This window comes from Kutzneria sp. NPDC051319 (assembly GCF_040682195.1).
GTDB lineage: Bacteria > Actinomycetota > Actinomycetes > Mycobacteriales > Pseudonocardiaceae > Kutzneria.
Map to the genome: position 1 here is coordinate 1 of NZ_JBFBAM010000057.1, position 26314 is coordinate 26314.

Consider the following 26314-nt stretch of genomic DNA (forward strand, 5'->3'; position numbering starts at 1 on the left):
CGCCGGTCAGGACTGGGCGGTGACTTCGGTCGCGGCGGCGGCCGGAGCGGCCTCGGCGGCCGGGGCGGCGGCGGGCGCGGCCTCGGCGTTCGCGCCGACCAGCAGCTCCTGCTCCCACTCGGCCAGCGGCTCCTCGACCGAGCCCGGCTTGTCGGCGGCCTGGGTGCGAGCACCCGAGCGGGCCATCAGGCCGGCGGCGGCCGCCTCGGCGACGACCTTGGTGAGCAGCGTCGCGGAGCGGATCGCGTCGTCGTTGCCCGGAATCGGGTAGTCGACCTCGTCCGGGTCGCAGTTCGTGTCCAGGATGGCCACGACCGGGATGTTCAGCTTGCGCGCCTCGCCGACGGCGATGTGCTCCTTCTTGGTGTCCACGATCCAGACGGCGCTGGGCACCTTGGACATGTCGCGGATACCGCCGAGGGTCTTCTCCAGCTTGTCCTTCTCACGGGTGAGCATCAGGATCTCCTTCTTGGTGAGACCCTGGAAGCCACCCGTCTGCTCCATCGACTCCAGCTCCTTGAGGCGCTGGAGGCGCTTGTGCACGGTGGTGAAGTTGGTGAGCATGCCGCCCAGCCAGCGCTGGTTCACGTACGGCATGCCGACCCGCAGCGCCTCGTGCGCGATCGCTTCCTGCGCCTGCTTCTTGGTGCCGACGAACAGGATGGACCCGCCGTGCGCGACCGTCTCGCGGACGAACTCGTAGGCGCGGTCGATGTACGACAGCGTCTGCTGCAGGTCGATGATGTAGATGCCGTTGCGCTCGGTGAAGATGAAGCGCTTCATCTTCGGGTTCCAGCGCCGGGTCTGGTGCCCGAAGTGGACGCCGCTGTCGAGCAGCTGCCTCATGGTGACGACGGCCATGGCCGGTTGCACCTCTTGGTGTCGTGCGCGCCGGGGGGCGCGCGGTTCGGTTGACGCAAGGGTCGGGTGACCCAGTGCCCTGGTGCCTGGCCGCCGCCCGAACCCGCCGGCCACGTCGCCCCTCGACGAGGGATGACAGCCTCCGGGACCGCCGGACGGCGTACCCCTTTGATCAGGGGTAAGCGCTGGCACGCGAAGTCGACCCGCGATACACAGGTCGCGGGGGAAGTGTACGCCCGAACCCCCTGAACGCCCGAATCGGGCTCCCTGTTGTCCACAGCCTCCGGCCGGCGGACCGGGTTGTCCACAAGTCGATCACCGCTGGTGGCGGCCCCGGCCCACGAGGTCGACGCTGGACGCATGCCCACCGCCCTCGCCGTGCTCGCCCTGACCGCGGCCTTCCTCGCCACGTCGGACCCGTTGCCGCACACCGACTCATCCCACGCCTGGTCGCTGCCCCCGCCCGCCGCGAGCACGCTCCCGCGCTATGAGTGGCCGCTGGCGCCGCCGCATCCCGTGCTGCGCCCGTTCCAGCCGCCGGCCACTCGCTACGGACCCGGCCATCGCGGCGTCGACCTGGGCGCGGCCGACGGCGAACCGGTGCTGGCCGCGGCGGACGGGGTGGTTTCCTTCGCCGGCTGGGTGGCAACCCGAGGCGTGGTGGCGGTGACCCACACGGGCGGCCTTCGCACCACGTACGAGCCGGTCCGGCCCGAGGTGCGGCCCGGCCAGCGGGTCCGCCGCGGCGAGGAGGTGGGGCGGCTGATGCCCGGTCACGAAGGCTGCTCGGCGGCCTGTCTCCACTGGGGCGCGCGGCGAGGCGACGAATACCTGGATCCGTTGCGCCTGTTGTCCACCCAGCGCGTACGGCTGTTGCCATGGCGTGAACCGCCGCCGGCGGAGGTCGCCTAATTCGCTGTCCGATTGCTGTCGATCGGCGCCCAATTCCCCCAAATCGGTCGCACACAGCAGGTTCTTAAGTTGCTCCTAAGCGACTCACATCGATCAAGTCAAGAATCGATCAGGTCATCCCACATCGTGAGGAGGCCGCATGGCGGTGGTGTCCCGACTGCTGACCGCACGAGCGCAGGAGCGGCCGGCGGCCGCCGCGTTCGTCGCGGGCGCGGACGGCAGGTCGCTCACCTGGTCAGAGCTAGCGTCACACGCCGAGATCTGGCGTGCGGCCAGTCACGCGACGGCGTTGCCGGCGCGGGCCCGGGTCGGGCTCGTGGCCACCGACCCGCTCGCCTTCACCGCCGCCTATCTCGGCCTGCTGGCCGCCGGACTGACGGCCGTGCCGCTCGATCCCCGGCTCACCGCGTCGGAACTGTCCAATTCGATCGCCCGACTTCGTGTCGACGTGGTCGCGACGGACACACCGGACGCATTCGCCACCGAAACCGAATTGTGGTCACTTACCGAATTGGGCCCGATTCCCGTCCGGCCGGCGAGTTCGTCCGCCCGGCCGAGCGAGGGCGCGGCCGTGCGTCCCGCGGTATTGCTGGCCAGTTCCGGCACGACCGGCGCGCCCAAGGGCATTCCGCTGTCCGAATGGCAGCTGATGCACGCGGCGCGTCGGGTCGCCCGTCATCACGGGTTCGGTCCCGACCAGCGCGGCTACACGCCGCTGCCGCTGTTCCACGTGAACGCCCAGGTGATGGGTCTGCTGGCCAACGTCGTCAGCGGCGCGTCGCTGGTGGTGGACCGCCGGTTCGACGTGCGGGCGTACTGGGACCGCGTCGAGCAGTGGCGGCCGACCTGGCTCAACGCCGTGCCCGCGATCCTCGCGTCGTTGGCCGCGGCGCCCGCCCCGAGCGAGAGCGTGATCCGGGGCGTTCGGTTCGCCCGCTCCGCGTCGGCGCCGCTGCCGGAACACACGCTGCGGGCCTTCACCGAGCACACCGGCGTCGGCGTGCTGGAGACGTACGGCATGACCGAGGCGGCCGGGCAGATCACCGCCAACCCGGTCGAGGCCACCCAGCGCCGTATCGGCTCCGTCGGCCTGCCGGTCGGCATCGGACTGTCCGTGCTGGACCACGACGGCCGTCCCGCCGTCGCCGGCCAGGAGGGCATGGTCGCGCTGCGCGGCCGGCAGGTGGTCAGCCACTACCTCGACCTGTCGGCCGACGTTCCCGAGCGGGCCCGCTCCGCCCGTGACGCCAACGGCTGGCTGCTCACCGGCGACCTCGGCGTCCGCGACGAGGCCGGCTTCGTGCGCCTGTCCGGCCGGGCCGACGACGTGATCAACCGCGGCGGCGAGAAGATCCATCCGCTGGAGATCGAGAACGTGCTGCTCGGCCACCCCGCGGTGCGCTCGGCCGCCGTAGTCGGCGCCCCGCACGAGCGGCTCGGCCAGGTGGCCGTCGCCTTCGTCACCGCCGATCCCAGCGCCCGCGCCGAAGAACTCGCCCGTGACCTGCATGAACTCTGCGAGCGGACCCTCACGCGGTACAAGCGCCCGACCACCATCGAGGTGACCGCCGTGCTGCCCACCGGTCCCACCGGCAAGGTCCTGCGCCGCGCGCTGCGGGCCGAGCTGGCCACCGCCGGAGGCGCCCGATGACCACGCCTTCACCGAACCATGAACACCAGTCCAGGAGGCAGCGCATGAGCAGCGGCGGGCACGGCACCACCATGATGATCGATCCCGGCCTGCCGACCGGCGCCTTCACCGACGTGATCGACAGCCATGGGCACCTCGTCGACCTGGTCAAGTTCGGCTGGGGCACCGCCCTGGTCACCAAGGACATCGACCGCAAGACCGCCGTGCTGCGCGAGGCCGGCATCGACTTCTACTTCGGCGGCACCCTCTTCGAGCACGCCGTGTGGACCGACCAGCTCGGCGATTACCTCTCCCTGGTCGAACGGACCCAGGCCACCCACATCGAGGTCTCCAACGGCACCATCCCCCTCGACCAGCGCAGCAAGGCCGACTACGTGCGGCGGATGTCCGCCCACCGCCCCGTGCTGTCCGAGGTCGGCTACAAAGACGCCGACCGCTCCGCCCTGCTCACCCCTTCCGACTGGGTCGATGCCCTCCGCGAGGACCTCGACGCCGGCGCCGCCATGGTCATCACCGAGGCCCGGGAGAGCGGCCGCAGCGGCATCGCCGACTCCGACGGCCACATGCGCTCCGACGTCCTGTCCGCCGTCCTCGACGCCCTCGACCCCGCCTTCGTCATGTTCGAGGCCCCCACCAAGGACCTCCAGGTCGAGCTCATCCGCACCGTCGGCCCCCACGTCAACCTCGGCAACATCGCCACCCACGACGTCGTCGGCGTGGAGACCCTCCGCCGCGGCCTGCGCGGCGACACCCTGCTCTCCCTCACCACCGGCGTCGCCACCGCCCGCTCCCTCACCCACTCCACCTAGCCACGCCGCTTCCGCCCCACGACCACCCCACTCCCCGCCATGACCACCGCACCGCCTCCGCCCCCTCCCACCACTTGATCGAAACCGCCCATTTCTTCCTCCCAACCCTCTCTGCCACCGCTCCATCTCCCACCTGAAACCCTGACACGACAAAGGAAAGACGAGGATGCGCAACCAGTTCGACGCCTGCCACATCGCTGTCCCGGCCCGGGATCTGGACGAGGCGCTGGAGTACTACGTGTTCGGGCTGGGCGCGAAGCTGGCCCGGCGGTACGAGGACCGGATCACGCTGGACTTCTTCGGGGACCAGCTGGTCTGCCATCTGTGCGAGGACGTGCCCGCCGAGGCCGTGGCCTATCCGCGGCACTTCGGGGTGAGCTTCGCCCAGGCCGAGGACTTCGATCGGCTGGTGCGGCTGGTGGAGCACCGCAAGCTGCGGGTGCTCTCGGGGCCGGAGATCCGCTTCGAGGGCACGGCCGAGCAACACCGCACGCTGTTCCTGGCCGATCCGTCGAACAACGTGATCGAGTTCAAGAACTACGACGACCCCCGCATGCAGTACTGATGACGGACGTGACGACCCGCCGCTGCGTCCTGCACCTGGTCCGGCACGGCGAGAGCACCTGGAACCTCGCCGGCCGCATCCAGGGCCAGTCGCCCGAGGCCGGCGGCCTCACCGCCGCCGGTCGGGCCCAGGCCCGGCTCACCGCCGAGCTCCTGGCCGAGAGGCCGCGGCCCGCCGCCATCATCGCCAGCGACCTGCCTCGGGCCCGCGAGACGGCCGAGATCATCGCCGCCCGCCTCGATCTCGCGCTGGAGTTCGATCCCGAGATCCGCGAACAGAATCTCGGTGTCCTGGAAGGTCATCGGCTCGACTCGCCCTTCGCCGACGACCCGACCGCGCAGGACACCGTCGACCGCCTGTGGCGCGAGCCCTTCCTGCGCCCCGAAGCCGGCGAGAGCATCGCCGACATGTACGACCGGGTGCACCGCGCCTTCCAGCGTCACGCCGACGCTAGGCCGGGCCTCGACCTCGTGCTGGTCACCCACGGCGGCCCGGTCCGCATGGCCTCCACCGCCGAGCCACCCACGCGCGGCGTGCCGGTCCCGCGCATCGGCGTGGACAACGCCTCGGTCACCTCGATCACGATCAACGCCACGAACTGAGCGGAGTCAGCTGGGCAGTATGCGCGGGGAGCGCATCCATTCCAGCTGTTCGGTCGTGGACCGGGACGGATCAGCTCTCGGACTGCTCGGCGAGCTTGGTGCGCAGGCGGAGGACGGCGCGGGTGTGGAGTTGGCAGACACGGGACTCGGTCACGCCGAGGACGCGGCCGATCTCGGCCAGGGTCAGGTTCTCGAAGTAATAGAGGGTGACGACGATGCGGTCCCGTTCGGCCAACTGGGCGATGGCGTCGGCGAGCTGGCGACGGCTGTCCTGGTCGACGAGGTTGGCGACGGGGTCCTCGGCGTAGTCGTCGGGCAGCGTCTCGGCCAGGGAGGCGGTCCCACGACCGGCGGCGATGAGCTCGTCGAGGGCGACGACGCTGGTCAGCTGGAGCTGGGCGTAGAGCTCCCGCAGCTCGCTGATGGTGATCGACAGCTCGTTGGCCAGCTCGGAGTCGGTGGGAGTGCGCTGAAGGCGTCCACCGAGGCGTTCGAGGGCGCGTTCGACGTCGCGGGCGCGGCTGCGCACGGAGCGGGGAACCCAGTCCTGGGAGCGCAGGTCGTCGAGGATGGCGCCGCGAATGCGCTGCATGGCGTAGGTCTCGAACTTGAGTCCGCGCTCGGGCTCGAACTTCTCGATGGCGTCGACCAGGCCGAAGATGCCGGACTGGATCAGGTCGCCCACGTCGACATGGGCGGGCAGGCCGGTGCCGACGCGGCCGGCGACGTACTTGACCAGCGGCGCGTAGTGCAGCACGAGTCGGTCCCGCAACTCCTGGACCCGGCTCGCGCCGTAGCTGCGCCACAACGCGACGATGCCGGCTTCGACGTCGTCGGCCGTGCGCTGGTCACCGGGAAGGACCCCGTCGGGCTGGCCCGCACCATACGAGCCCCGCGAGCCTCCGGCGGCCGGACCGTGGCTGCCGTTGCGCATCGTTGTCGTCTCCGGGGCGCGTGTCTCCAGGGAGGGCACGGTTGCCGTGCGGGAACCTCCCCCGGCGTCCTCAGGAACGGGGGTGGGTTCGCTCATGGATCGCCTTAAGCCGTTCGACGGTGACGTGGGTGTAGAGCTGCGTGGTGGCTAGCGTAGCGTGACCGAGCAGCTCTTGGACGGTCCGCAGGTCCGCTCCCCCTTCCAGCAGGTGCGTGGCGGCCGAGTGCCTTAGGCCGTGCGGCCCCGTGTCGACTGCTCCGGGTACCGCACCGACGGCTCCGTGCACGATCTTGCGAGCCGTCCGCTGATCGAGTCTTCCGCCCCGTGCGCCGAGCAGCAGCGCGGCCGGCGAACCGGGCCTGACCAGGGCAGATCGCCCTTCGGCGAGCCAGCGGCGCAGCGCCCGTTCGGCCGGTGCGCCGAACGGCACGACACGCTCGCGGCCGCCCTTGCCGAGCACGCGAATCACTCGGCTGGAGTAGTCCACGTCGCCCAGGTCGAGGCCGCACGCCTCGGACACCCGGACCCCGGTGGCGTAGAGTAGCTCCAACAGAGCTTGGTCACGCAGAGCAACCGCCGCGCCTTCCGCCGCCCCGCTTTCGGCGGCATCCAGCATCGCCGCGGCCTGCTCCTTGCGGAGCACTCCCGGCAGCGTCCGCTGCGGTCGCGGCGCCATCAGCAGCTGCCCAGGATCGGCCGCCAGATGCCCGCGCCGACGGGCCCACGCGGTGAAGGTCCGGGCCGCCGCCGACCGCCTGGCCAGCGTCGACCGGCTCGCCCCGGCGGCGCGGAGCCCCCCGAGCCAGCCGCGGAGCCCGGCCAGGTCGATATCGGCTACCGCGACCGCCAACGGCTCCTCGCCGGCGTCGCTGCCCCGGCCATCGGCGTTGCCAGTCCGGTCGCCGGCATCGCGGCCAGGGCCGTCAGCGTTGCCAGTCCGGTCGCCGGCATCGCGCGCCTCGCCATCGGCAATACCGTCGCCGGCGGCACGGTGCCGGTCGTCGACGGCATCGGCGGCGGCGTGGGTGGCTGGGGAGTCGGCGTCGGCGTTCGGCGGGGGTGGGGCCAGGTGTCCCAGCAGGGACACCACGTCGCCGAGGTAGGCGCGCACGGTGTGCTCGGAGAGGTTGCGTTCCAGCCGGAGGTGGCGCTCGTAGTCCGAGAGCACCGCCTCGACGTCAGCGGGCAGCCGCTGGCGGAGCCGGATCAGCTCCCGCACAGCCGGCCGTCGTGAAGAGGGCATCGAACGCGTGTCACATCCCCGCGAACGGCGAGGCGACGTGCGGCCTCAGCGAGCCGACCCGTCCGATCCTGTGATGTCCACCCGCGTGGATGACCCTCGTGTGACGGCACATAGCCCAACACGGTGCGCCGCAACCCGTTCGTGGTCAAGCATCGCCACACCCGTTGGAGTGGCCTCTGCCCGTTCATCCCCGTCCGCGGCACCACCCCGACTCACACTTTTGGACTAGCCCCAACAACTCCAGTTCCGGCAGCAACGCTCTGACCCGCGACAATGGCACGCCGGAACCGACGGCGATCTGCTCGGCGCTCACGCCGCCCCGAGTTGGCAACTCCTCGTGCACGCGCAGCATCACCCGATCGAGACCATCAGTTGCCCGCGCGGGTTCATCCGATCGAGTAGTTGCGTCAACACCGATCCGTCCGGCGTCGGCCAACACGTCCTCGGCGGAGCACACCGCGCTCGCCCCGGCCGTGCGCAACAGGTCGTGGCAGCCGACCGACATCGCCGACGTGACCGGACCGGGCACCGCCATCAGCGGCCGGCCGAGCTCACTTGTTGTCGCAGCGGTGTTTCTCGAACCGCTTCGACGGCCCGCCTCCACCACGACCGTGCCCGCGGCCAGCGCGGCGATGAGCCGATTCCGCACCAGGAAACGATGTCTGGCCGGCCGGGTGCCCGGCGGGTACTCGCTGACCACCGCCCCCGTGGCCGCGATCCGGGCCAGCAGGTCGGTGTGCCCCGCCGGATAGGCCACATCGACGCCGCAGGCCAGCACCGCGACCGTGCGGCCGTCGGCGCGGAGGGCTCCGCGGTGCGCACTGCCGTCGATTCCGTACGCCGCACCGGAAACGATCGTCACGGACTGCCGGGCGAGGTCGTAGGCGATCTCCGCGGCGACTCGCTCGCCATAGCTGGTGGCCGCCCTGGCGCCGACCACAGCGACCGCCTCCTGGACGAGTTCGTCGAGCCGGGCCCGGCCTCGCACCCAGAGACCCAACGGCTCGGTCATGCCCGGCACGTCTCGGGCGGCGGCGTTGGCCAGGGCCAACAATTGCCAGGCCGGCCACTCCTCGTCCTCAGGGATCACCAAGCGGGTCTGCCGGCCCGCGGCCGCCTCCAGGTCACGCGCGGCGAAGTCAAGGTGCCGGCGCGCCGCTGTCTCATCGGTGTCGACCTTGCCGGACCGGACCATCTCGGCCGCCCGGACCGGTCCGACGCCGGCCACCAGAGACACCATGTCGGGCGCCGGCGGCTCCACGACGCGGAGCAGATAGGCCCTGGCCAGCCGGGCATCGTCGGTCGTCACGCCGCCCTCCGGTCCCGGAACTCCAGCGCGGCCCCGACGTCGTCGCCGTCCGGGCGGTCCTTCTCGGCCAGGTCGGCGAGCGTCCAGGCGATGCGGAGGCACCGGTCCGCGCCACGGGCGCTGACGAAGCCCGTCTCGAGTCCTCGATCGAGCAGCCGCATGGCCTTGGCCGGCAGTCGAAAGTGCCGGCGCAGAGCCGGACCGGGCACCTCGGCGTTGGTCTGCCAACCGTGCTCGGCCCACCGCTCGGCCGCTCGCACCCGGGCCTTGGTGACCCGCTCCCGCACCGTCGCAGAGCTCTCCGGCGGCCCGAGGTCGGCGTTGTCCATGGCGTGGATCGGCCGCATCCGGGTGCGGATGTCGATGCGGTCCAGCAGCGGCCCGGACAGGCGCGAGAAGTACCGCCGCCGCTCGTGCGGCGAGCATTTGCAGTCGACATCCCGGATCGGCGCGCAGGGACACGGGTTCGTGGCCAGCACCAACTGGAATCGGGCGGGGTAGCGCGCGACGCCGTCCCGCCGGGCGATCCGGATCTCGCCCTCCTCGACGGCGGTCCGCAGCGCCTCCAACTGGGATCCGCCGAACTCGCAGGCTTCGTCCAAGAAGAGCACACCCCTATGGGCCAGGCTGATCGCGCCGGGTCGGGCCATGCCGACGCCGCCGCCGATGAGGGACGCCATGGACGCCGAGTGGTGGGGGGCGATGAGCGTCGGCGCCGTCATGAGCGGCACCTTGGGAGACAGCGTGCCGGCGATGGAGTGGATGGCCGTCACCTCCAGCGCCTCGTTCGGCGTGAGCGGCGGCAACAGCCCGGTGATGCGTTCGGCCAGCATGGTTTTGCCGGTGCCCGGCGGTCCCACGAGCAGCAGGTTGTGCGCCCCGGCGGCGGAGACCTCGAGCGCCCACCGGGCCTCGGGCTGGCCGACGACGTCGGCGAGATCCAGGCCCGGGGCCATGACGGCCGGAACGGGCGGACGGGGTGTGACCAGGCCCGACTCCTCGTCCTTCAGCCAGGACAACACGTCGGCGAGGCGGTAGGCGCCGAGCGTCTGGATACCGGCGACGAGCGCGGCCTCGGCCAGCGACTCCTCTGGCACGACGGCGCACTTCAGGCCGGCCCGCCGGGCGGCGAGCAGTCGTGGCAGCACACCGCGGACCGGCCGGACCCGACCGTCCAGGGCCAGTTCGCCGATCATCACCGTGCCGACCAGCTTCGTCTGCGGCACGCTGCCGGCGCCGGCGAGCACGGCACACGCCAGGCCGAGGTCGTAGCCGGAACCGCCCTTGGGCAGGTCGGCCGGGGACAGCGCCAGCATGACCTGGTCCGGCCACTCCAGGCCGGAGTTGCGGACCGCGGCCCGCACGCGGTCCTTGGACTCGTTCAGCGCCGTGTCGGGCAGGCCCAACAGCTGCACCTTGGGTTTGCCGTGGCTGACATCGGCCTCGATCTCCACCGGCACCCCGTCCACGCCGAGCAGCGCGACCGACCACGTGCGCGACAGCGGCATCAGAAGGCTCCCCGCAGATGCTCCACGCGGGCCGGCCCGTGGCCCGGCCAGAGGATGGAGATGATGTCGAAACGCGTGTCGCAGTAGGCGATCCGGTACGCCGCCCGCCATCGATGCGTGAGCCGGCGGATTCGGGTCGCCTTCATGTAGTCGACCGCCTCGGCCGGCTTGCCGTAGGCCGTGCCCGAGCGGGTCTTCACCTCGCACACCACGAGCAGGCCCGTGCGGCGGTCCACGGCGACGATGTCCAGCTCGCCCTCGGGACATCGCCAGTTCCTGGACAGCACCACCAGGCCTTGGCCCTCCAGGAAAAGGGCCGCCAGCTCCTCGCCCATCCTGCCCAGCTGGGCCGGGCTGACTGCACTGCACTGATCGCGGGTCATGCGTCGACAGTGCGCCGAACGGCGCAGTCGTCGCTACGCCGTCCGCGCCGGTGTGGACAACTCAGAAGTTGTCCACAGGCTGTGGTCGAAGTCGGCCGCACGCCGAGATCGTGTGGTTGGGTGGGACGGGGCCGAGTGCGCGCGGCAACCGAGAAGGCGGGCCGCCCCGGCTGACAGATGAAGAATTTTCCGGGGTTCGGTGTGACGCTGGGCGGGACTCGCGGGGGTGCGGCAGGTGTGGAGAGGGGCTCCACCCGCAGGGTGGAGCCCCTCTTCGCGACACGACCGTCAGGTGGCGGGGCCGCCGCCGGCGCCGAAGGGGCCGTCCTCGGGCAGACGGAGATCGGGCTTGTCCAGCTCCTCGACGTTGACGTCCTTGAAGGTGATCACCCGGACGTTCTTGACGAAGCGCGCCGGGCGGTACATGTCCCACACCCAGGCGTCGGACATCCGCACCTCGAAGTAGACCTCGCCCTCGGCGTTGCGCACCTGGACGTCGACGGCATTGGCCAGGTAGAACCGGCGCTCGGTCTCCACAACGTAGGAGAACTGACCGACGATGTCGCGGTACTCCTTGTAGAGCTGAAGCTCCATCTCGGTCTCGTACTTCTCGAGATCCTCCGCGCTCATCGGACCCGCGTCCCTCCTCGTCGTGAGCCAGGTACCCCGACCTCCGGGGACGCTCCATTCTGAACCACGCGGCGTGCCACCTCGTGCGGAGGGCACATGTTGTGCGATCGACCGGCCGCGGCGACGTTCACGTACGACCAGCGGTGCTCGGCGGTCGGGCCGTGCTCGTTCAACGCGGCGGTGTGCTCGGCGGTGCAGTAGCCCTTGTGCACGTCAAAGCCGTAACGCGGCAGCTCCTGGTGCAATTCCGTCATGATCCGGTCCCTGGTCACCTTGGCGAGCACCGAGGCGGCGGCCACGCAGGCCACCACCTGATCCCCCTTGATGACGGCGGTGCTGGGCGCGGTGAGGCCCGGCACTTTGAAGCCGTCGACCAGAACATAACCCGGATGGGTGGCGAGCTGGGCCACCGCGCGCCGCATGCCCTCGATGTTGGCCACGTGCACGCCGATGCGGTCGACCTCGGCCGGCGGGATGACGATGACGGCGAAGTCCAGCGCTCGGGCCAGCACCAGGTCGTACATCCGCTCACGGGCGTTCTCGGTGAGCAGCTTGGAGTCGGTGAGCCCCTCCAGCCTGCGGGCGTCGCCGGGCCGCAGCACGCACGACGCGACGACCAGCGGCCCCGCGCAGGCACCCCGGCCGGCCTCGTCCACGCCGGCGACGGGCCCTAAACCACGTCGGTCCAGCGCCGACTGCAAAGCCCAGTTGCCCGTGCTGCCCCGGATGACCGCCCGCTGCGGCCGGAGCTCGTTGCCCGCGAGTACCACCTCAGCTGTCGCTCCTGGCGAAAAGTCCGAACATCTTGCGGCGTATCCGGCGGCCGATCCACAGGGTCGGGAAGGCCGCGGCGAGACCGACGCCAGCCGGCAGACCCTCCTGCCAGGCAGGCGCGTGCAGCGCGGAGGCCTGGGCCTGCGGGTCGACGGTGGTGACGCCGCCCCATCGCTGCGGCGGCAGCACGATCAGTCGTGCCTTGCCGATCACGTTGGCCACCGGGACCGCGCCGGCCAGCAGGTCGCCATGGCCCTGCAGCCGGGAGTCGTCGGAGTTGTTGCGGTTGTCGCCCATCACCCACAGCTTGCCGTCCGGCACCTTCACCGGCCCGAACGTCATCTGCGTCGGCGGATAGTCGGGCCGCCAGTAGATGTAGGGCTCGTTGAGCGGCTTGCCGTCGACCACGACCCGGTTGTTGTCGCAGCACTGCACGGTCTGACCGCCGACCGCGACGACACGCTTGATCAGGTCGTACTCGTTGGGCGGGTACAGCGAGATGGCCGAGGCGGCGTTCTCGAAGCCCCGCACGATCGGATTGTCCGACTGCTGGGCCTGGAACTCGCTCTTGTCCCAGTTGTCCGGCGCCTTGAACACGATCACGTCGCCGGGCGACACGTTCGCGAAGTCGTAGGTCAGCTTGTCGACGAGGACCCGGTCGTCGGTGCAGCCGTCGCAGCCGACGAGGGTCATCTCCATCGACTCGGACGGGATGACGTAGACGCGGGCCAGGAAGGTCTGGATCAGGATCGTCAGCACCAGCGCGGTGACGATCAGGATCGGCAGTTCCTTCCAGAACGAGCGTTTCTTCTCGGGCCCGCGGCGACGGCGGGTGCGCGACGTGGCGGCGCCCGCGAGAAGACCCGGCTCCGACTCGGCCTGCTCGGACTCGGAAGAGATCGGCTTGGGCTCCTCCGGGTCCGGGTTGCTCTGCTGGTTCTGCGAGGGCACGACGTCGGTCACCGGGCCAGGTTACGCTAGCGCTGGTGGGGTCGAGGTACAGCTGGCCGTACGGTCCCCTACACGGGTAGTGACGAATCCGCCCAATCCCGACGACGCCACCACAGCAGGGCCAGACCGCCCGCGGCGAGCTGCGGATCGTGGTCGGAGATGAAGCCCCAGCGGCCCGGCGGCAGCACGATCACGCGGGCCTTGCCGATCACGTCGGTGACGGCGATGGTGCCGTTCACCCCGCCGCCGCCCTGGAATCGGGAGTCGTTGGAGTTGAGCCGGCTGTCGCCCATCACGAACAGCCGCCCCGCGGGCACCGTGACCGGACCGAAGTTCTCGGTCTTCGGCTCACGCCCCGGCACGTAGTAGATGTAGGGCTCGTCCAACGGCTTGCCGTCCACCAGCACGCGGTTCTGCGCGTCGCAGCACCGGATGGTCTGGCCGCCGACGGCGATGACCCGCTTGACGAAGTCGCGCTCGTCGACCTGCGCCAGCCCGATGAGCGAGCCGAGCCACTGGACCGCGGCCACGACCGGGTTGTCGGTGTGCTCGGCGGTGAAGTCGTTGTGCGTCCACGCTTCCGGGCCGCGGAACACCACGACGTCGCCGGGCGAGGGGTCGCGGAACCGGTAGATCACCTTGTCGACCAGCACGCGGTCGTCGGTGCAGCCGGCGCAGCCGTGCAGCGTCTGCTCCATGGAGCCGGACGGGATGACGTAGACCTTGGCCAGGAAGGTCTGGATCAGGACGGTCAGCACGAGGGCGATCCCGATCAGGATCGCCGTCTCCTTGAGAAAGGAGCCGGTGCGCTGACGGCCCTTGCCGCCATCTTTCGATGGCGGCAAGGGCCGTTCGGCGTCGTCGTGCTCGTCCCGGACCTCGTCGGTGGTCACCGGGGCGAAAAAAAGCGTTCGATCAGGAGGTGGCCTTGGCCGGGAGCGCGTCCCGCTTCTCCTTGATCTTGGCGGCCTTGCCGCGCAGGTCGCGCAGGTAGTACAGCTTGGCGCGACGCACGTCACCGCGGGTCACGCGCTCGATCTCGGCGATGTTCGGGGAGTGCACCGGGAAGGTGCGCTCGACGCCGACGCCGAACGAGATCTTGCGCACAGTGAAGGTCTCGCGGATGCCACCGTTCTGCCGGCGGATCACAACGCCCTGGAACACCTGGACGCGCTCACGCGAACCCTCGATGACGCGGACGTGGACCTTCAGGGTGTCGCCCGGACGGAAGTCCGGGATGTCGGAACGCAGCGACTGAGCGTCCAGAGCGTCCAGGGTGTTCATCGGTGGTCCGTCCTCGTCCTTCGGGTGTCTGTCGTACAACCCCCGCGAAACGCACGAACGAACTCCACTGCCGGAATCCGGGTGCTGGTCCTGCCTGGGGGTCTGGCCCAACTGGCGCACGCCGGCCTAGGCGGCCGGGTGCAGCAACCTGTCCAGTGTGCCAGACGCGGTCGGCAGGCCCAAATCGGGGGGTTAGGGGTGGTCCGGGTCGCGCAGACGGTCCAGCAGCGCCCGGTCGTGCTTGTCGAGCTGGTCGTCCGCCAGGCGGTCGAGCAGCTCGGGCCGACGGTGGAAGGTGCGCTCCAGCGCCTGGTCCCGCCGCCAGCGGTCGATCAGCTTGTGGTTGCCCGAGCGCAGCACGCCCGGCACGGGAAGGTCGCGCCACACCTCGGGCCGCGTGTAGCTGGGGCCCTCCAGCAGGCCGTCGGAGAACGAGTCCTGCTCGGCGGAGGCCGGATTGCCCAGCACGCCGGGCAGCAGCCGGGCCACGGCCTCGACCATGACCAGCACCGCGACCTCGCCGCCGACCAGCACGTAGTCGCCGATGGAGACCTCGTCGACCCGCATCCGGCCGGCGGAGTCGTCCACGACCCGCTGGTCGATGCCCTCGTAGCGGCCGCAGGCGAAGGCCAGCCACGGCAGCGTGGCGTACTCGCGGGCCATTTCCTGGGTGAACGGCCGGCCCGCGGGCGTCGGCACGACCAGCCGGGGCAGCGTGCCGTCGGCGTCCGGCCGGCACACGGCGTCCAGCGCCTCGCCCCAGACCTGGGGCTTCATGACCATGCCGGGGCCGCCGCCGTAGGGGCTGTCGTCCACCGCCTTGTGCACGTCATGCGTGTAGTCACGCAGGTCGTGCACGTCGACGCTGATCAGCTTCTTGTCGATGGCTTTGCCGAGCAGCGCCGCCCGCAGCGGCTCGAGATACTCCGGGAAGATGGTGAGCACGTCGATGCGCATCACGCGTCCAGCAGTCCCTCGGGCGGGTCGACGACCACACGGCCGGCCGCGACATCCACGGTCGGCACGATTTCTGTGACGAACGGCACCAGCGCCTCGCTGCCGTCGTCCCTGCGCACGGCCAGCAGCTCGCTGGCCGCGGTGTGCAGGACCTCGGCGACCACGCCGATCCGATCGCCCCGCACGTCCACGACCTCGAGCCCTTCCAGCTCGTGGTCGTAGAACTCCTCGGGATCGTCGGACGGCGTCAGCTCGGCCGCGTCGACCAGCAGCAGCAGGCCGCGCAGCGCCTCGGCCGCGTCCCGGCCGGCGACGTCCTGAAACGTCACCAGCAGCCGTCCGGTGTGAGGCCGGACGGCTGCGATGGTGACTGTTCCGGATGCGCCGTCACGGGCCCGGGTGGCCAGCACGGCCCCCGGCGTGAAGCGCTCCTCGGGCGAGTCGGTGTGCACGTCGACGACGAGCTCGCCGCGAATGCCGTGCGGCTTGACGACTCGTCCGACAACACGAACGTCGGGACTGCTCAACGGTCGGTGTCCACCACGTCCACGCGCACGCCGCGACCGCCGATACCGGCCATCACGGTGCGCAGCGCGGTGGCGGTCCGGCCGCCCCGGCCGATCACCTTGCCGAGGTCGTCCGGGTGGACGTGCACCTCAAGGGTGCGACCGCGACGGGTGGTCAGCAGGTTGACCCGAACATCGTCGGGGTGATCGACGATGCCCCGGACGAGGTGCTCGAGCGCGTCCGCGAGCAAACTCACGCCTCGCCGCCCTCAGACTTCTCCTCAGCGGCGGCCTCGTCCTTGGACTCGGCCTTCTTGGCGGACGCCTTCTTCTTCGGCGTGGTGGCCTCGGTCGTGGGCTCCTCGCCCGCGGCGGCCAGCGCGGCGTTGAACAGCTCGAGCTTGTCGGGCTTGGGCTCGCGGTGCTTCAGCGTGCCCTCGGCGCCCGGCAGGCCCTTGAACTTCTGCCAGTCGCCGGTGATCTCCAGGATGCGCTGCACCGGCTCGGTCGGCTGCGCGCCGACACCCAGCCAGTACTGCGCCCGCTCGGTGTCGACCTCGATGAAGCTGGGCTCCTGCAGCGGGTGGTACTTGCCGATCGTCTCGATCGCCTTGCCGCTACGGCGGGCGCGCGAGTCGGCGACAATGATCCGGTACTGGGGCTGGCGGATCTTGCCGAGCCGCTGCAGCTTGATCTTGACGGCCACGGGTGGTGGTACTCCTCAGGCTCTCGTTGCTCCGGGTCGAGCACGGCCGGCCGCGTGGGGACACGGAGGTCGAACTCAGGTTTCAGGACGCCACGGCACAGCGAGAGGGACCGGCAATGGCGGACAGCCGTCCATTCTGCCAGACGGGGACGGGCGGACACCAATCGGCCCCGGCCTGAACCCGTCGTTCGGGGTGCCCGAGAGCGTGACTCGCCGGGGTCTCACCTCCAGAGGCCCAGGGACATCAGCAAGATGCCCAGGGCCGGGACGAAGTTGTTGATCTGGTGGGCGACGATGCTGGCGGGGAGGCGGCCGGTGACCAGGCGGGCCCAGCCGATGGGGATGGCGATGACCAGCAGCAGCGAGGTGCGCAGCGGTTCGAGGTGGCTGACGGCGAAGATCGCGGTGCTGAGGGTGAACGCGGCCCAGCGGCTCCAGCGCAGCCGCTCGATGGCCCCCCACAGCAGGCCGCGGTAGATCATCTCCTCGCAGGCCGGGCCGACCAGCCAGGTGTAGACGAACATCACGATGCCCAGCGCGACGGGCATGGGCTGGGCGTCGACGACCGAGGCCAGCGCCGAGGACGGGTCGAGCCTGCCGACGGTTCTGGCCCAGATGACGCCGGCGACGGCGGTCAGCACCAGGCCGGCCAGGCCGAGCTTGAGCCCGGCCCGCACGTCCGGCCAGCTCCACCGCAGCCGCAGGTCGATCACGGGCCCGTTGCCGCGCAGCAGGGTGGCCAGCACGGCCACGCCCGCGGCGAGCATGGTCGGCAGGGCCGTGACGACGACGATGACGATCGGCGGGATGGGCTCGTCCACGCCGACCGGGCCGGCGGCCGCGGACAGGAACACCGCGGACAGGATGAGCACCAGCTCGGCGAGCACGAACGCGCCGAAGCCCCATCTGTGGGCCGGCGGCGAGTCGACCTGTGTTGTCGGTGGCGTCACCGGGCCTCCTCGGTACGACGGCTGACGAGCGTAGTCAACGTGGCGTCAGATCCCCGCGAGCGTGAAGATCCCTGGCAGCAAGTTGTTGGTGGCGTGGGCGACCATGCTCGCGCCGACCCGCCCCGTGACCATGCGGGCGGCCCCGATGGCCACGCCCTGCGCGAACAGCGACGCCAGGCGGCTCGGGTCGAGGTGCAGGAAGGCGAAGACCAGCGCGGTGAGCAGCAGCACGGTCAGCCGCGGCACCCCGTAGTGGGCCAGCGCGCCCCACAGCGCCCCGCGCACCAGCAGCTCCTCGGTGATCGGGGCGCCGATCACCAGGAACGCGACGAAGCCGATGAGCCACCCGTCGACGTGCGAGGTCACGGGCGAAGCCGCCGGCGGGATGATCCGCGACACCGCCATCGAGATCACCAGGCCGACGATGACGGAGATCACGCCGCAGCTCAGCCCGACCGAGAAGTCACGGCGGTTGGGCAGGAAGCCGAAGTCGACGACCACGCCCCGCCCGCGGCGGCGGGAGAACCACCACGGCACCAGGCCCAGGAGCAGGTTGGCGACGAACGGCACCAGCAGCCGGGCGCCGGAACGGGGCCCGTCCGGGGCCGGCAGAAAGCCGACGATCAGCAGCGAGACCACGTAGTACAGGCCGAAGCCGAGCAGGAACGCGGGCAGCCCCCAGGCCTGGCCGGCCGGCGGATCCTGTTGTCGCTGCTCGTCCACCGGCACTCCCCAGTCGCTAGCGAACCACCCGTCCACGCAGCATGATCATGGACGGATCACGCAGCACCTGGAGATCATCTCGTGGGTCGTCGGCGAATACCAGCAGGTCAGCGGGTGATCCCTCGGTCAGTCCCGGCCAACCCAGCCAGGACCGGGCCGCCCACGAGGCCGAGGCCAGCGCCTGCTCGCGGCTCATCCCGGCCTTGTGCAGGGCAATCACCTCGTCGACCAGCCGGCCGTGCTTGACGCCGCCGCCCGCGTCGGTGCCCGCGTAGACCGGCACGCCGGCCTCCACCGCGCTGCTCACGGTGTGTCGCACACGGGCGTGCAGTTCACGCATGTGGGCGGCGTAGACCGGGAACTTGTCGGCACCGTCCGCAATGGACGGGAACAGCTCGATGTTGATCAGGGTCGGCACCAGCGCCGTGCCGCGGCGGGCCATCTCGGCGATGGTGTCGTCGGTCAGGCCCGTGCCGTGCTCGATGCAGTCGATGCCGGCGTTGATCAGGCCCGGCAGCGCGTCCTCGCCGAACGTGTGCGCGGTGACCTTGGCCCCGGCCGCGTGCGCGACGTCGATGGCCTCCTTGAGCACCTCGTCCGGCCACAGCGGCGCCAGGTCGCCGAGGTCGCGGTCGATCCAGTCGCCGACCAGCTTGACCCAGCCGTCGCCGTACGCCACCTGCTCGGCCACCGCGGCCGGCAGCAGCGACGGGTCCTCCAGCTCGACGCCGAGGTGCCTGATGTAGCGCCTCGGCCGGGACAGGTGCCGGCCGGCCCGCACGATCCGGGGCAGGTCGAGCCGCTCCTGCAGCGGGCGGGTGTCGATCGGCACGCCGCAGTCGCGGATCAGCAGCGTGCCGTTGTCCCGGTCGAGCTCGGCCTGCGCGGCCGCCTCGTCCAGGGTGGTGGCACCCTCCGGGCCGAGGCCGACGTGGCAGTGCGCGTCGACCATGCCGGGCAGCAGGAAACGACCGTCCACGACGGTCTCCGCGCCCGGCACCGGCTTGGTGCGCACCCGCCCGTTGACGACCCAGAAATCACGTTCCTCGCCGTCCGGGAGGACGACGCCCCGCAGGTGGAACCCGCTCATTGGTCCTTGCCGAACTTGAACTTCTTCGGGTCGAAACCGGGCGGCAGCTGGTCCAGGCCGGCCAGCCCGGGCGGCAGCTCCTGCAGGCCCGGCGGCATGCCGGACAGGTCGGGCATGCCCGCGGGCAGACCGCCCGGCAGGCCGGGGAAGCCGCCGCGCATCTTGGGTGGGGTCGGCCCGCGGCCGCCCTTGCCCTTCTTGCCCTTCTTGCCCTTGCGGTTGCTGGTGCCACCGCCGCCGAAGCCCATCCGGCCGGCCATCTGCTTCATCATCTTGCGGGCCTCGAAGAAGCGGGTGACCAGGTCGTTCACCTCGCTCACGGACACGCCGGAGCCCTTGGAGATGCGCAGGCGGCGGGAGCCGTTGATCATCTTCGGGTCGGCCCGCTCGGCCGGCGTCATGCCGCGGATGATGGCCTGCAGCCGGTCCAGCTTGCGCTCGTCGAAGTTGGCCAGCTGGTCCTTCATCTGGCCGGCGCCGGGCAGCATGCCCAGCAGATTGGCGATCGGGCCCATCTTGCGGACCGCCAGCATCTGCTCCAGGAAGTCCTCCAGCGTCAGCTCGCCGGTGCCCAGCTTGGCCGCGGTGGCCTGCGCCTTCTCCTGGTCGAAGTGCTGCTCGGCCTGCTCGATGAGGGTGAGCAGGTCGCCCATGCCCAGGATCCGGCTGGCCATCCGGTCCGGGTGGAAGACGTCGAAGTCGTCGAGCTTCTCGCCGTTGGAGGCGAACAGGATGGGCTGGCCGGTGACCTCGCGCACGGACAGCGCGGCGCCGCCTCGGGCGTCGCCGTCGAGCTTGGTCAGCACGACGCCGGTGAAGCCGACGCCGTCGCGGAACGCCTCGGCGGTGGTCACCGCGTCCTGGCCGATCATCGCGTCGACCACGAACAGCACCTCGTCGGGCTGCACGGCGTCCTTGATGTCGGCGGCCTGCCGCATCAGCTCCTCGTCGATGCCGAGGCGGCCGGCGGTGTCGACGACGACCACGTCGTGCTGGGCCCGCCTGGCCTCGTCGAGGCCGGCCTTGGCCACCTGCACCGGGTTGCCGACGCCGTTGCCCGGCTCGGGCGCGAACACCGGCACGCCGGCGCGCTCGCCGACGACCTGGAGCTGGGTGACGGCGTTGGGGCGCTGGAGATCGCAGGCGACCAGCATCGGGGTGTGGCCCTGCTTGCGCAGCCACGCCGCCAGCTTGCCGGCCAGGGTCGTCTTGCCGGCGCCCTGGAGGCCGGCGAGCATGATCACCGTGGGCGGCGTCTTGGCCAGGTTGAGCCGTCGCGTCTCGCCGCCGAGGATGCCGATGAGCTCCTCGTTGACGATCTTGACGACCTGCTGGGCCGGGTTCAGCGCGCCGGAGACCTCCGCGCCCTTGGCCCGCTCCTTGATGCCGGCGATGAACGCGCGCACCACCGGCAGCGCGACGTCCGCCTCCAGCAGGGCGATCCGGATCTCCCGGCAGGTGGCGTCGATGTCCGCGTCGGACAGGCGACCCTTGCCACGCAGGTTCGCCAATACCGACGAGAGCCGGTCAGAAAGGGTGTCGAACACAGTCCGCACGACCTCGTTACTAGACGGTGGTGTTGCGTCGAGGGTAGCCGCAGCGGTACCCACGAGTCTCATGAGCGCCACGATGCCGGCCGGACGGCTCAACCTCCGCACCCTCGAGTTCGCCGTCGAGGAGGTTGCCGTGCCCACTCCCGGCCGCGGCGAGGTGCTGGTGAAGGTCGAGGCCGCGGGCGTCTGCCTGTCCGACATCCACCTGATCGACGGCACGCTGCGGCTGCCCGGCAACGAGCTGGAGAAGGTCACCCTCGGGCACGAGGTCGCCGGCTCCATCGCCGAACTGGGCGAAGGGGTGCCGGACGTGTACCGGGAGGGGCAGCGGGTGCTGCTGCTGGCCGGCATGGCCTGCGGGCGGTGCGCCAACTGCGTGCGGCGGCGGCCCGGCTGCCTCAACGGGCTGACCCGTGGCGTCCAGTTCGACGGCGGTTGGGCGCACTACACGCTGGCCCGGGTCGAGACCCTGTACGCGATCCCCGACAACCTGCCCATCGAGCAGGCCGCGATCATCCCCGACGCCGTCTCCACCCCGTACGCCGCCATCACGCACACCGCCGGCCTGCGCCCCGCCCAGTCCGCCGGCATCTGGGGCGTCGGCGGCCTCGGCGCGCACGGCGTGCAGCTGCTGCGCTTCGCGGGCGCCGCCCCCATCGTCGCCGTCGACCCCCTGCCGCACGCTCGTGACCGCGCCCTCAAGCTCGGCGCCGACGTCGCCCTCGACCCCATGGCCCCCGACTTCCGTGAGCGGGTCCTCGCCGCCACCGACGGCCTCGGGCTCGACTACGCCTTCGACTTCGCCGGCGTGCCCGCCGTGCGCACCCAGGCCGACAGCGTCCTGGCCCGCAACGGCGCCCTGGTCCTCGTCGGCTTGTCCGGGCAGGCCCTGAGCATCGCCAACGACACCGCCTTCAGCTCCGCCCGCCACCGCCTGCTCGGCCACTACGGCGGCCTTCCCGTGCACCTGGAGGAGCTCATCAAGCTCGCCGGCCACGGCCGCCTGGACTTCTCCGGCTCGATCAGCGGCACCTTCCGCTTCGAGGACGCCGCCGAGGCCGTGCGCCAGCTGGCCGAGAAGGTCAACGACCCCATCCGCCTGGTGTTGACGCCGAACGGGGTGTAGAGACACAGGACGTGCCGGTCGGGGGATTCAGGACGCTGTTGTCGGACGAGCAGTGGTCGGCGTTGCTGGATGCCGGCATCCCCCGCGGCTACCGCCCGGGCGACGAGTTGGTGCGCCAGGGCGATCCCGGCGGCTTCGTGCTGGTGCTGCGGACCGGACGCGTGCAGGTGCTTCGCACCGAGGCCGACGGCAGCCGACTGCTGCTGGAGGTGCGTGCGGCCGGCGACCTGATCGGCGAGATGGCCGCGCGCGGCTCCGGCGTGCGCAACGCGACCGTGGTCGCGGTCGACCAGTGCCACGCTCAGCGGGTGCCGGTCGCGGCGTTCGACCGGCTGGCGGCGGCGGCGCTGCTGCCGGACTACATCGTCAGCAAGATCAACCAACACCTGCCGGTACGGGTGCAGCTGGCCCACTTCACGCCGCCGCAGAAGGTGGCCCGCCTGTTGGCCGAGCTGATCGCCCTGGCCGGGCCGGAGCTGGCCGATCCGCGGCTGATCCCGTTGTCGCAGCAGGAGATCGCCGACGCGCTGGGCCTGTCCCGCAGCTCCGTCGCCGCGGTGGTCGCCGACCTGCGGCGGGACGCGGTGCTCGGTCCGGGGCCCCGGCTGACCGTGCTCGACCGCGACGGGCTGCTCAACCGCACCTCAACTGTGACCTGAGTCACTTTCCAGGTGTCCACGCGTGGACACCGGCCTCCGGCCGTCCGGCGAAGAGTCGACGGCAACGGATTCGAGGAGGCCGACACCATGCCCGCCCAGCACAGCACTCCCCTGCCGCCCTACCGCGCGATGCTCGCCGTCGATCTGAAGGACTTCAGCGGCGTCGAGGCCGTCGACCAGGGACGGATCGGCGCGGACATCCCGGTCCTGCTGCGCGACACGTTCCAGCGCATGGGACACGGCTACCTGCACAGCGAAGCGAAGTTCTTCGACCACACCGGCGACGGCTGCGCGATGGGCTTTCGCACCCGCGTGCTGCCCACCCTGCTGGACCTGTTCCCCGCCACACTCCAGGCGGAACTGGTCGACCGCGCGCGGCGCAACGGCGCCCGCCCGCAACGGATGCGGGTCAGCATCAGTGTCGGCCCGCTGACCGACAAGGAAGGGCCCTCGATCCGTGACGGCCAGGGGGCGGCACGGATCGAGACCCATCGCCTGCTCGACGCGGATCCGGTGAAGGACCTGCTCGTCCGGTCCAACCCCGAGGTGACCCTGGTTGCCACCATCATTTCCGCCCGGGTCTACGAGGACGTGGTCGTCGGCGGCTACAGCAGCCTCAGCGCCGACAGCTTCGTGGCCGCCCCGGTGCAGGTGAAGTCGTACCAGGGCACGGCTTACCTGCACGTGCCGGCGCCGTCCGGCGAGCTGCTGGCCACCGGCTTCGCGCCGCGGCAACCCGTCGTCCCGGCGGAGGGCCCGCGCGCCGACGTGCCGGCGTCGGTGCAGATCGGCAAGGTCAATCGCAACCGGGGCGCGGTCGTGGGCAACAACAGCGGAGCCATCCAGACCGGCGGCCGGCGATGACCGAGTCGATCAAGATCGGCGACGTCGAGCGCAACCACGGCGCGGTGGTCGGCAACAACAGCGGCACGGTGAACGCCATCGAGAAGATCACCGCGGACACCATCTACCTGCTCCAGTTGGCCGGTCAGCGGGTGGCCGAGCGGGTAACGACCAACCGGTGGTTCTCGCAGCGCCTCCTCACCGAGCTGTCCGCGCGCTTCGTCGAGCCGAAGGGATTCGCCCGGGCCCAGGCGGTATTGACGGATCGGCGGTCGGTGCTGCTGGCCGGTCAGGCCGGCGCCGGCCGGGCCACCGCCGCCGCGGTCCTGCTGCACCGGATCGGCACAGCAAGCCGGATCGGCCAGCTGGACGTCAACCTCAGCGACGATCACGAGCCCGTGCTGGACGTCGACCAGGTTCGGGGTGACGGGCCGCTGTTGCTGGATCTGTCCACCATGGACATGCCGGATTTCCTTCGAGTGGCCGGACAACTGGGCCCGCTGATGGCCCGGGTCGCCGCGGTCGACAGCCTGCTGGCGGTGGTGCTGCCCGATTACGAGCGGCATGTGCCGGGCGCGATCGAGCACGGGCCGCGGGTGGAGCTGACGCTCACTTCGGAGCTGGCGCAACAGCTCTTCGAACGTCACCTCGCCGCACAAGGCATCGCTGCGGGAGCACCCAATCCCGCCTTGTCGGACATGTTCAGGTTTCCTCGTGCCGGTGAACTCGCCGAACTCGCCGAGCTCATCGCCAACGAGATGGCCGCGCCGATGCCATGGTCGGAAGCGTTGCCCCGGGCACTGGCCTGCCTGAGGGCCCAGTTGTACGAGCTGACGGAGTTGTTCGAGAAGCATCCGGAGGCGGCATGGCGGAGCCTGGCGATATCGGCGGCCCTGCTCGAAGGGGGCCCGGCCGACGCCATCTTCGAGTCCGATCGGGAACTGCTGCGCCTGCTGGCATTGCCCGAGCCCGATGACCATCCGCTCGCCCGCCCCGGCTTGACGGCGCGGCTGACCGAGGTCGACGCGAAGATGGCCGACGGCCGGGTCCAGTTCGCCCACCCCCATCACGGCGAGGCCGTGTTGGCCCACACCTGGCGTGAATTTCCCGGCCTGCGGCCGAAGCTGGCGCGGTGGGTGGAGCGCGTGCCCGGGTTGGCGAGGTCGGTCATGACCGACGACGACCGGGAGAACGTGGCCGGGCGGTTCACTTCCGTCGCCCTGGAGCACGGCAGCGTGTCCGAGGTGCTGCACGCGGTCGAGAGGTGGTCGGCCGGAAGCTCTCGGACAAGTGCCCTTGCGGTGCAGGCCCTGGGTGAGGCCGTGCTGCATTCTCGGCACGGTTGGCGATTCCGTCGCCGGGTCTACGACTGGGCGCGTGATCCCGCGGCGTCGCCGCGGTTGGCCGGCGTGCTGATCTCCGTATGCGAGAACGTCCTCGGGCCGACGTATCCGATACCGGCGATGATCCGTCTACACCTCCTCACCGCGCATCGGGATGACACGGTCGGCGCCGCGGCCGTCGAAGCGCTGCTGCGGCTGGCCGTCGGCGTGCGGGAACGGTGGTGGCTGCTGGGCCGCGTCGTCAGCCGGCTGCGGGACGGCGTCCCCGGTCGGGACGCGGTCCTGTTCGGCCGGCTTGTCGATCCCGCCGAACTGCCGGACCACGACCTGGTGCTGGCCGCGTGGCGCGGGGCGTTCGGCCGGGCGGACAGCCTGCCGACGCTGCACGCCTGGCTGTCCACTTCGGACGATGACGTGCTGGCACTGCTGGTCCGGGCCTGCGACGGTCGGACGTCGTCGTTGGGCTGGCTGCGTGCCGCCGCCGCCGGCTGGATCGCCGAGGACCGGCCCGCTCGGCAGTCGGTGGGCCAACGGCTCGACGCGAAGATCGATTCGGTGCTGAACCTGGCGCAGACCGCGCCCGGTGGACAGGGGTGACGGCATGCTGCGAGAACTGTTCGAGGTGCTCTTCGGCCCGCGTGAGCTGCCGCCGCCGATGGTGATCCAGTTGCGCGACGTGGAACTGCGCAGTGCCAGTTCGGGCTTCAACTTCCGCTTCTCGTGCCGCGTGTTCTCCCAGCAGAGCCGGCCCGGCGCCGAGCCGCACCCGAGCGTCTACGACGTCGCCCGGCACTCCGTGCTCCAGCGGGCGGCGGAAGTGGCGGGCCAAGCCGAGCTGACCGATCGCGATGACGTGCAGCACCAACTCACGGCAGTGCTCGGCGGTTACCGGTTCGAGCTGACCGGGCAGCTGCGGGTATGGGCGGACGAAGTCGCGCTGGCGGTGGCCGACGCCGACCTGCAGGCCGTGCGGCGCAAGCTCGACCTGGACCGGCAACTGCTGGATTGGCGGCACCAGAAGGAGCTGGAGCGGCACGAGCGCGACTTCGTCGCCGAGATGCTGCGCGACCCGCAGCAGGCGCTGGCGTGGTGGGTGTCGCGCAATCAGGGCCAGGTGGCACAGGCCGCCGACATGATCGAACCGCTGAGGCGGCTCAGCGACACCGTGCACGGGCGGTCCGTGCCGGTCCCGGCGGCCATGTCGCCGGAGGAGCAGTTCGTCGCCGCGGCCGAAACGTTGTTCGCTCCCCTCGACGAGTGGAGCCGGGCCCTGCTCGGCGACCAGCTGGCGAAAACCCTGGCCACCTTCGGACAGGCCGACCTCGCCGCCCTGGTGCGGCAGCGCCTCGACACGCCGGGACTGGTGACGTGAAGGCGCACTTGCTCCACTCCGAGTGGAGGAATGGTCCCTTCCGAACGTCGTGGGGTTGATGGCGTGGGGG

The 26314-nt window shown here is 71.0% G+C and carries 29 protein-coding genes; 10 read left to right on the forward strand and 19 right to left on the reverse strand.

Features of this window, described 5'->3' with window-relative positions:
• Positions 1-6 precede the first annotated feature (6 nt).
• A complete protein-coding gene (gene rpsB / locus AB0M73_RS36600) occupies positions 7-861 on the reverse strand; it encodes a 30S ribosomal protein S2 (protein ID WP_363900974.1) in 855 nt (284 codons plus the stop codon).
• A gap of 360 nt (positions 862-1221) precedes the next feature.
• Here rpsB and AB0M73_RS36605 point away from each other — a divergent pair, with 360 nt between their 5' ends.
• The 5 genes from AB0M73_RS36605 (at position 1222) to AB0M73_RS36625 (ending at position 5400) form a co-directional block, all read left to right on the forward strand.
• Entirely contained in the window at positions 1222-1773 is a 552-nt protein-coding gene (locus AB0M73_RS36605) for a M23 family metallopeptidase (RefSeq protein WP_363900977.1), read from the forward strand.
• Between the two features lie 139 nt (positions 1774-1912).
• Positions 1913-3424, forward strand: coding sequence for an AMP-binding protein (locus tag AB0M73_RS36610; protein WP_363900980.1), 1512 nt, complete (start codon positions 1913-1915; stop codon positions 3422-3424).
• Positions 3425-3468: 44 nt separating this feature from the next.
• Positions 3469-4233: a phosphosulfolactate synthase gene (locus AB0M73_RS36615; RefSeq protein ID WP_363900983.1), complete on the forward strand. Its 765-nt coding sequence runs from the start codon at positions 3469-3471 to the stop codon at positions 4231-4233.
• 166 nt (positions 4234-4399) lie between these two features.
• Positions 4400-4798 (forward strand): VOC family protein, encoded by a 399-nt coding sequence (locus AB0M73_RS36620; protein WP_363900986.1) that lies wholly within the window; start codon positions 4400-4402, stop codon positions 4796-4798.
• Positions 4798-5400 carry a histidine phosphatase family protein gene (locus AB0M73_RS36625; protein WP_363900988.1) on the forward strand — a complete coding sequence of 201 codons (603 nt, stop codon included), beginning with the start codon at positions 4798-4800 and terminating at the stop codon, positions 5398-5400. The genes AB0M73_RS36620 and AB0M73_RS36625 overlap by 1 nt, the downstream gene beginning before the upstream one ends.
• 70 nt (positions 5401-5470) lie before the next feature.
• Here the strand turns inward: AB0M73_RS36625 and AB0M73_RS36630 are convergent, their stop codons facing one another.
• The 18 genes from AB0M73_RS36630 to ffh all read right to left on the reverse strand — a co-directional run bounded on the left by AB0M73_RS36630 (position 5471) and on the right by ffh (position 20895).
• Positions 5471-6430, reverse strand: coding sequence for a FliA/WhiG family RNA polymerase sigma factor (locus AB0M73_RS36630; protein ID WP_043722842.1), 960 nt, complete (start codon positions 6428-6430; stop codon positions 5471-5473).
• The gene (locus AB0M73_RS36635) at positions 6405-7544 is read right to left on the reverse strand and encodes a tyrosine recombinase XerC (RefSeq protein ID WP_363901113.1); all 1140 of its coding nucleotides are present in this window, start codon (positions 7542-7544) and stop codon (positions 6405-6407) included. Before AB0M73_RS36635 ends, AB0M73_RS36630 begins: the two co-directional genes overlap by 26 nt.
• 217 nt (positions 7545-7761) lie before the next feature.
• The gene (dprA, locus tag AB0M73_RS36640) at positions 7762-8886 is read right to left on the reverse strand and encodes a DNA-processing protein DprA (RefSeq protein ID WP_363900991.1); all 1125 of its coding nucleotides are present in this window, start codon (positions 8884-8886) and stop codon (positions 7762-7764) included.
• Positions 8883-10394, reverse strand: coding sequence for a YifB family Mg chelatase-like AAA ATPase (locus AB0M73_RS36645; RefSeq protein ID WP_363900994.1), 1512 nt, complete (start codon positions 10392-10394; stop codon positions 8883-8885). Before AB0M73_RS36645 ends, dprA begins: the two co-directional genes overlap by 4 nt.
• Positions 10394-10777 (reverse strand): YraN family protein, encoded by a 384-nt coding sequence (locus AB0M73_RS36650; RefSeq protein WP_043722835.1) that lies wholly within the window; start codon positions 10775-10777, stop codon positions 10394-10396. The genes AB0M73_RS36645 and AB0M73_RS36650 overlap by 1 nt, the downstream gene beginning before the upstream one ends.
• Positions 10778-11065: 288 nt before the next feature.
• Positions 11066-11407, reverse strand: a complete 342-nt coding sequence (locus AB0M73_RS36655; RefSeq protein WP_043722832.1) for a DUF2469 domain-containing protein — start codon at positions 11405-11407, stop codon at positions 11066-11068.
• Positions 11404-12177 carry a ribonuclease HII gene (locus AB0M73_RS36660; RefSeq protein WP_363900998.1) on the reverse strand — a complete coding sequence of 258 codons (774 nt, stop codon included), beginning with the start codon at positions 12175-12177 and terminating at the stop codon, positions 11404-11406. Before AB0M73_RS36660 ends, AB0M73_RS36655 begins: the two co-directional genes overlap by 4 nt.
• Position 12178: 1 nt before the next feature.
• Entirely contained in the window at positions 12179-13144 is a 966-nt protein-coding gene (lepB, locus tag AB0M73_RS36665) for a signal peptidase I (RefSeq protein ID WP_363901001.1), read from the reverse strand.
• Between the two features lie 56 nt (positions 13145-13200).
• On the reverse strand, positions 13201-13977 hold the full coding sequence (lepB, locus tag AB0M73_RS36670) for a signal peptidase I (protein ID WP_363901116.1): 777 nt from the start codon (positions 13975-13977) through the stop codon (positions 13201-13203).
• A gap of 70 nt (positions 13978-14047) precedes the next feature.
• A complete protein-coding gene (gene rplS, locus AB0M73_RS36675; protein ID WP_043722826.1) occupies positions 14048-14416 on the reverse strand; it encodes a 50S ribosomal protein L19 in 369 nt (122 codons plus the stop codon).
• A 192-nt stretch (positions 14417-14608) separates the two neighbouring features.
• Positions 14609-15373 carry a tRNA (guanosine(37)-N1)-methyltransferase TrmD gene (trmD, locus tag AB0M73_RS36680; RefSeq protein ID WP_043722823.1) on the reverse strand — a complete coding sequence of 255 codons (765 nt, stop codon included), beginning with the start codon at positions 15371-15373 and terminating at the stop codon, positions 14609-14611.
• Positions 15373-15900 (reverse strand): ribosome maturation factor RimM, encoded by a 528-nt coding sequence (gene rimM, locus AB0M73_RS36685; RefSeq protein WP_363901005.1) that lies wholly within the window; start codon positions 15898-15900, stop codon positions 15373-15375. Before rimM ends, trmD begins: the two co-directional genes overlap by 1 nt.
• On the reverse strand, positions 15897-16136 hold the full coding sequence (locus AB0M73_RS36690; RefSeq protein ID WP_043722819.1) for an RNA-binding protein: 240 nt from the start codon (positions 16134-16136) through the stop codon (positions 15897-15899). The genes rimM and AB0M73_RS36690 overlap by 4 nt, the downstream gene beginning before the upstream one ends.
• A complete protein-coding gene (rpsP, locus tag AB0M73_RS36695; RefSeq protein WP_363901008.1) occupies positions 16133-16585 on the reverse strand; it encodes a 30S ribosomal protein S16 in 453 nt (150 codons plus the stop codon). The genes AB0M73_RS36690 and rpsP overlap by 4 nt, the downstream gene beginning before the upstream one ends.
• A 221-nt stretch (positions 16586-16806) precedes the next feature.
• Positions 16807-17535: a type II CAAX endopeptidase family protein gene (locus tag AB0M73_RS36700; RefSeq protein WP_363901012.1), complete on the reverse strand. Its 729-nt coding sequence runs from the start codon at positions 17533-17535 to the stop codon at positions 16807-16809.
• Positions 17536-17580: 45 nt separating this feature from the next.
• Positions 17581-18258 (reverse strand): type II CAAX endopeptidase family protein, encoded by a 678-nt coding sequence (locus AB0M73_RS36705; RefSeq protein WP_363901015.1) that lies wholly within the window; start codon positions 18256-18258, stop codon positions 17581-17583.
• A 16-nt stretch (positions 18259-18274) separates the two neighbouring features.
• Positions 18275-19348 (reverse strand): amidohydrolase family protein, encoded by a 1074-nt coding sequence (locus tag AB0M73_RS36710; protein WP_363901018.1) that lies wholly within the window; start codon positions 19346-19348, stop codon positions 18275-18277.
• Positions 19345-20895, reverse strand: coding sequence for a signal recognition particle protein (gene ffh / locus AB0M73_RS36715; protein ID WP_363901120.1), 1551 nt, complete (start codon positions 20893-20895; stop codon positions 19345-19347). The genes AB0M73_RS36710 and ffh overlap by 4 nt, the downstream gene beginning before the upstream one ends.
• A gap of 70 nt (positions 20896-20965) precedes the next feature.
• Between ffh and AB0M73_RS36720 the strand changes: the two genes are divergently transcribed.
• From AB0M73_RS36720 to AB0M73_RS36740, 5 genes are all read left to right on the forward strand, one after another.
• Positions 20966-22027 (forward strand): zinc-binding dehydrogenase, encoded by a 1062-nt coding sequence (locus AB0M73_RS36720; RefSeq protein ID WP_363901021.1) that lies wholly within the window; start codon positions 20966-20968, stop codon positions 22025-22027.
• 11 nt (positions 22028-22038) lie between these two features.
• Positions 22039-22686 carry a Crp/Fnr family transcriptional regulator gene (locus tag AB0M73_RS36725; RefSeq protein ID WP_363901024.1) on the forward strand — a complete coding sequence of 216 codons (648 nt, stop codon included), beginning with the start codon at positions 22039-22041 and terminating at the stop codon, positions 22684-22686.
• Positions 22687-22773: 87 nt separating this feature from the next.
• Entirely contained in the window at positions 22774-23550 is a 777-nt protein-coding gene (locus AB0M73_RS36730; RefSeq protein WP_363901027.1) for a hypothetical protein, read from the forward strand.
• Positions 23547-25469 (forward strand): hypothetical protein, encoded by a 1923-nt coding sequence (locus tag AB0M73_RS36735; protein ID WP_363901030.1) that lies wholly within the window; start codon positions 23547-23549, stop codon positions 25467-25469. Before AB0M73_RS36730 ends, AB0M73_RS36735 begins: the two co-directional genes overlap by 4 nt.
• 4 nt (positions 25470-25473) lie before the next feature.
• Positions 25474-26244: a hypothetical protein gene (locus AB0M73_RS36740; protein WP_363901033.1), complete on the forward strand. Its 771-nt coding sequence runs from the start codon at positions 25474-25476 to the stop codon at positions 26242-26244.
• Positions 26245-26314: the final 70 nt, after the last annotated feature.

Excerpts from the sequence above, each read along its gene's own strand:
- rpsB (WP_363900974.1), bottom strand. The coding sequence starts at position 861 with ATGGCCGTCGTCACCATGAGGCAGCTGCTCGACAGCGGCGTCCACTTC.
- AB0M73_RS36605 (WP_363900977.1), top strand. The coding sequence starts at position 1,222 with ATGCCCACCGCCCTCGCCGTGCTCGCCCTGACCGCGGCCTTCCTCGCC.
- AB0M73_RS36610 (WP_363900980.1), top strand. The coding sequence starts at position 1,913 with ATGGCGGTGGTGTCCCGACTGCTGACCGCACGAGCGCAGGAGCGGCCG.
- AB0M73_RS36615 (WP_363900983.1), top strand. The coding sequence starts at position 3,469 with ATGAGCAGCGGCGGGCACGGCACCACCATGATGATCGATCCCGGCCTG.
- AB0M73_RS36620 (WP_363900986.1), top strand. The coding sequence starts at position 4,400 with ATGCGCAACCAGTTCGACGCCTGCCACATCGCTGTCCCGGCCCGGGAT.
- AB0M73_RS36625 (WP_363900988.1), top strand. The coding sequence starts at position 4,798 with ATGACGGACGTGACGACCCGCCGCTGCGTCCTGCACCTGGTCCGGCAC.
- AB0M73_RS36630 (WP_043722842.1), bottom strand. The coding sequence starts at position 6,430 with ATGAGCGAACCCACCCCCGTTCCTGAGGACGCCGGGGGAGGTTCCCGC.
- AB0M73_RS36645 (WP_363900994.1), bottom strand. The coding sequence starts at position 10,394 with ATGCCGCTGTCGCGCACGTGGTCGGTCGCGCTGCTCGGCGTGGACGGG.
- AB0M73_RS36650 (WP_043722835.1), bottom strand. The coding sequence starts at position 10,777 with ATGACCCGCGATCAGTGCAGTGCAGTCAGCCCGGCCCAGCTGGGCAGG.
- AB0M73_RS36655 (WP_043722832.1), bottom strand. The coding sequence starts at position 11,407 with ATGAGCGCGGAGGATCTCGAGAAGTACGAGACCGAGATGGAGCTTCAG.
- rplS (WP_043722826.1), bottom strand. The coding sequence starts at position 14,416 with ATGAACACCCTGGACGCTCTGGACGCTCAGTCGCTGCGTTCCGACATC.
- trmD (WP_043722823.1), bottom strand. The coding sequence starts at position 15,373 with ATGCGCATCGACGTGCTCACCATCTTCCCGGAGTATCTCGAGCCGCTG.
- AB0M73_RS36710 (WP_363901018.1), bottom strand. The coding sequence starts at position 19,348 with ATGAGCGGGTTCCACCTGCGGGGCGTCGTCCTCCCGGACGGCGAGGAA.
- AB0M73_RS36720 (WP_363901021.1), top strand. The coding sequence starts at position 20,966 with ATGAGCGCCACGATGCCGGCCGGACGGCTCAACCTCCGCACCCTCGAG.
- AB0M73_RS36730 (WP_363901027.1), top strand. The coding sequence starts at position 22,774 with ATGCCCGCCCAGCACAGCACTCCCCTGCCGCCCTACCGCGCGATGCTC.
- AB0M73_RS36735 (WP_363901030.1), top strand. The coding sequence starts at position 23,547 with ATGACCGAGTCGATCAAGATCGGCGACGTCGAGCGCAACCACGGCGCG.
- AB0M73_RS36740 (WP_363901033.1), top strand. The coding sequence starts at position 25,474 with ATGCTGCGAGAACTGTTCGAGGTGCTCTTCGGCCCGCGTGAGCTGCCG.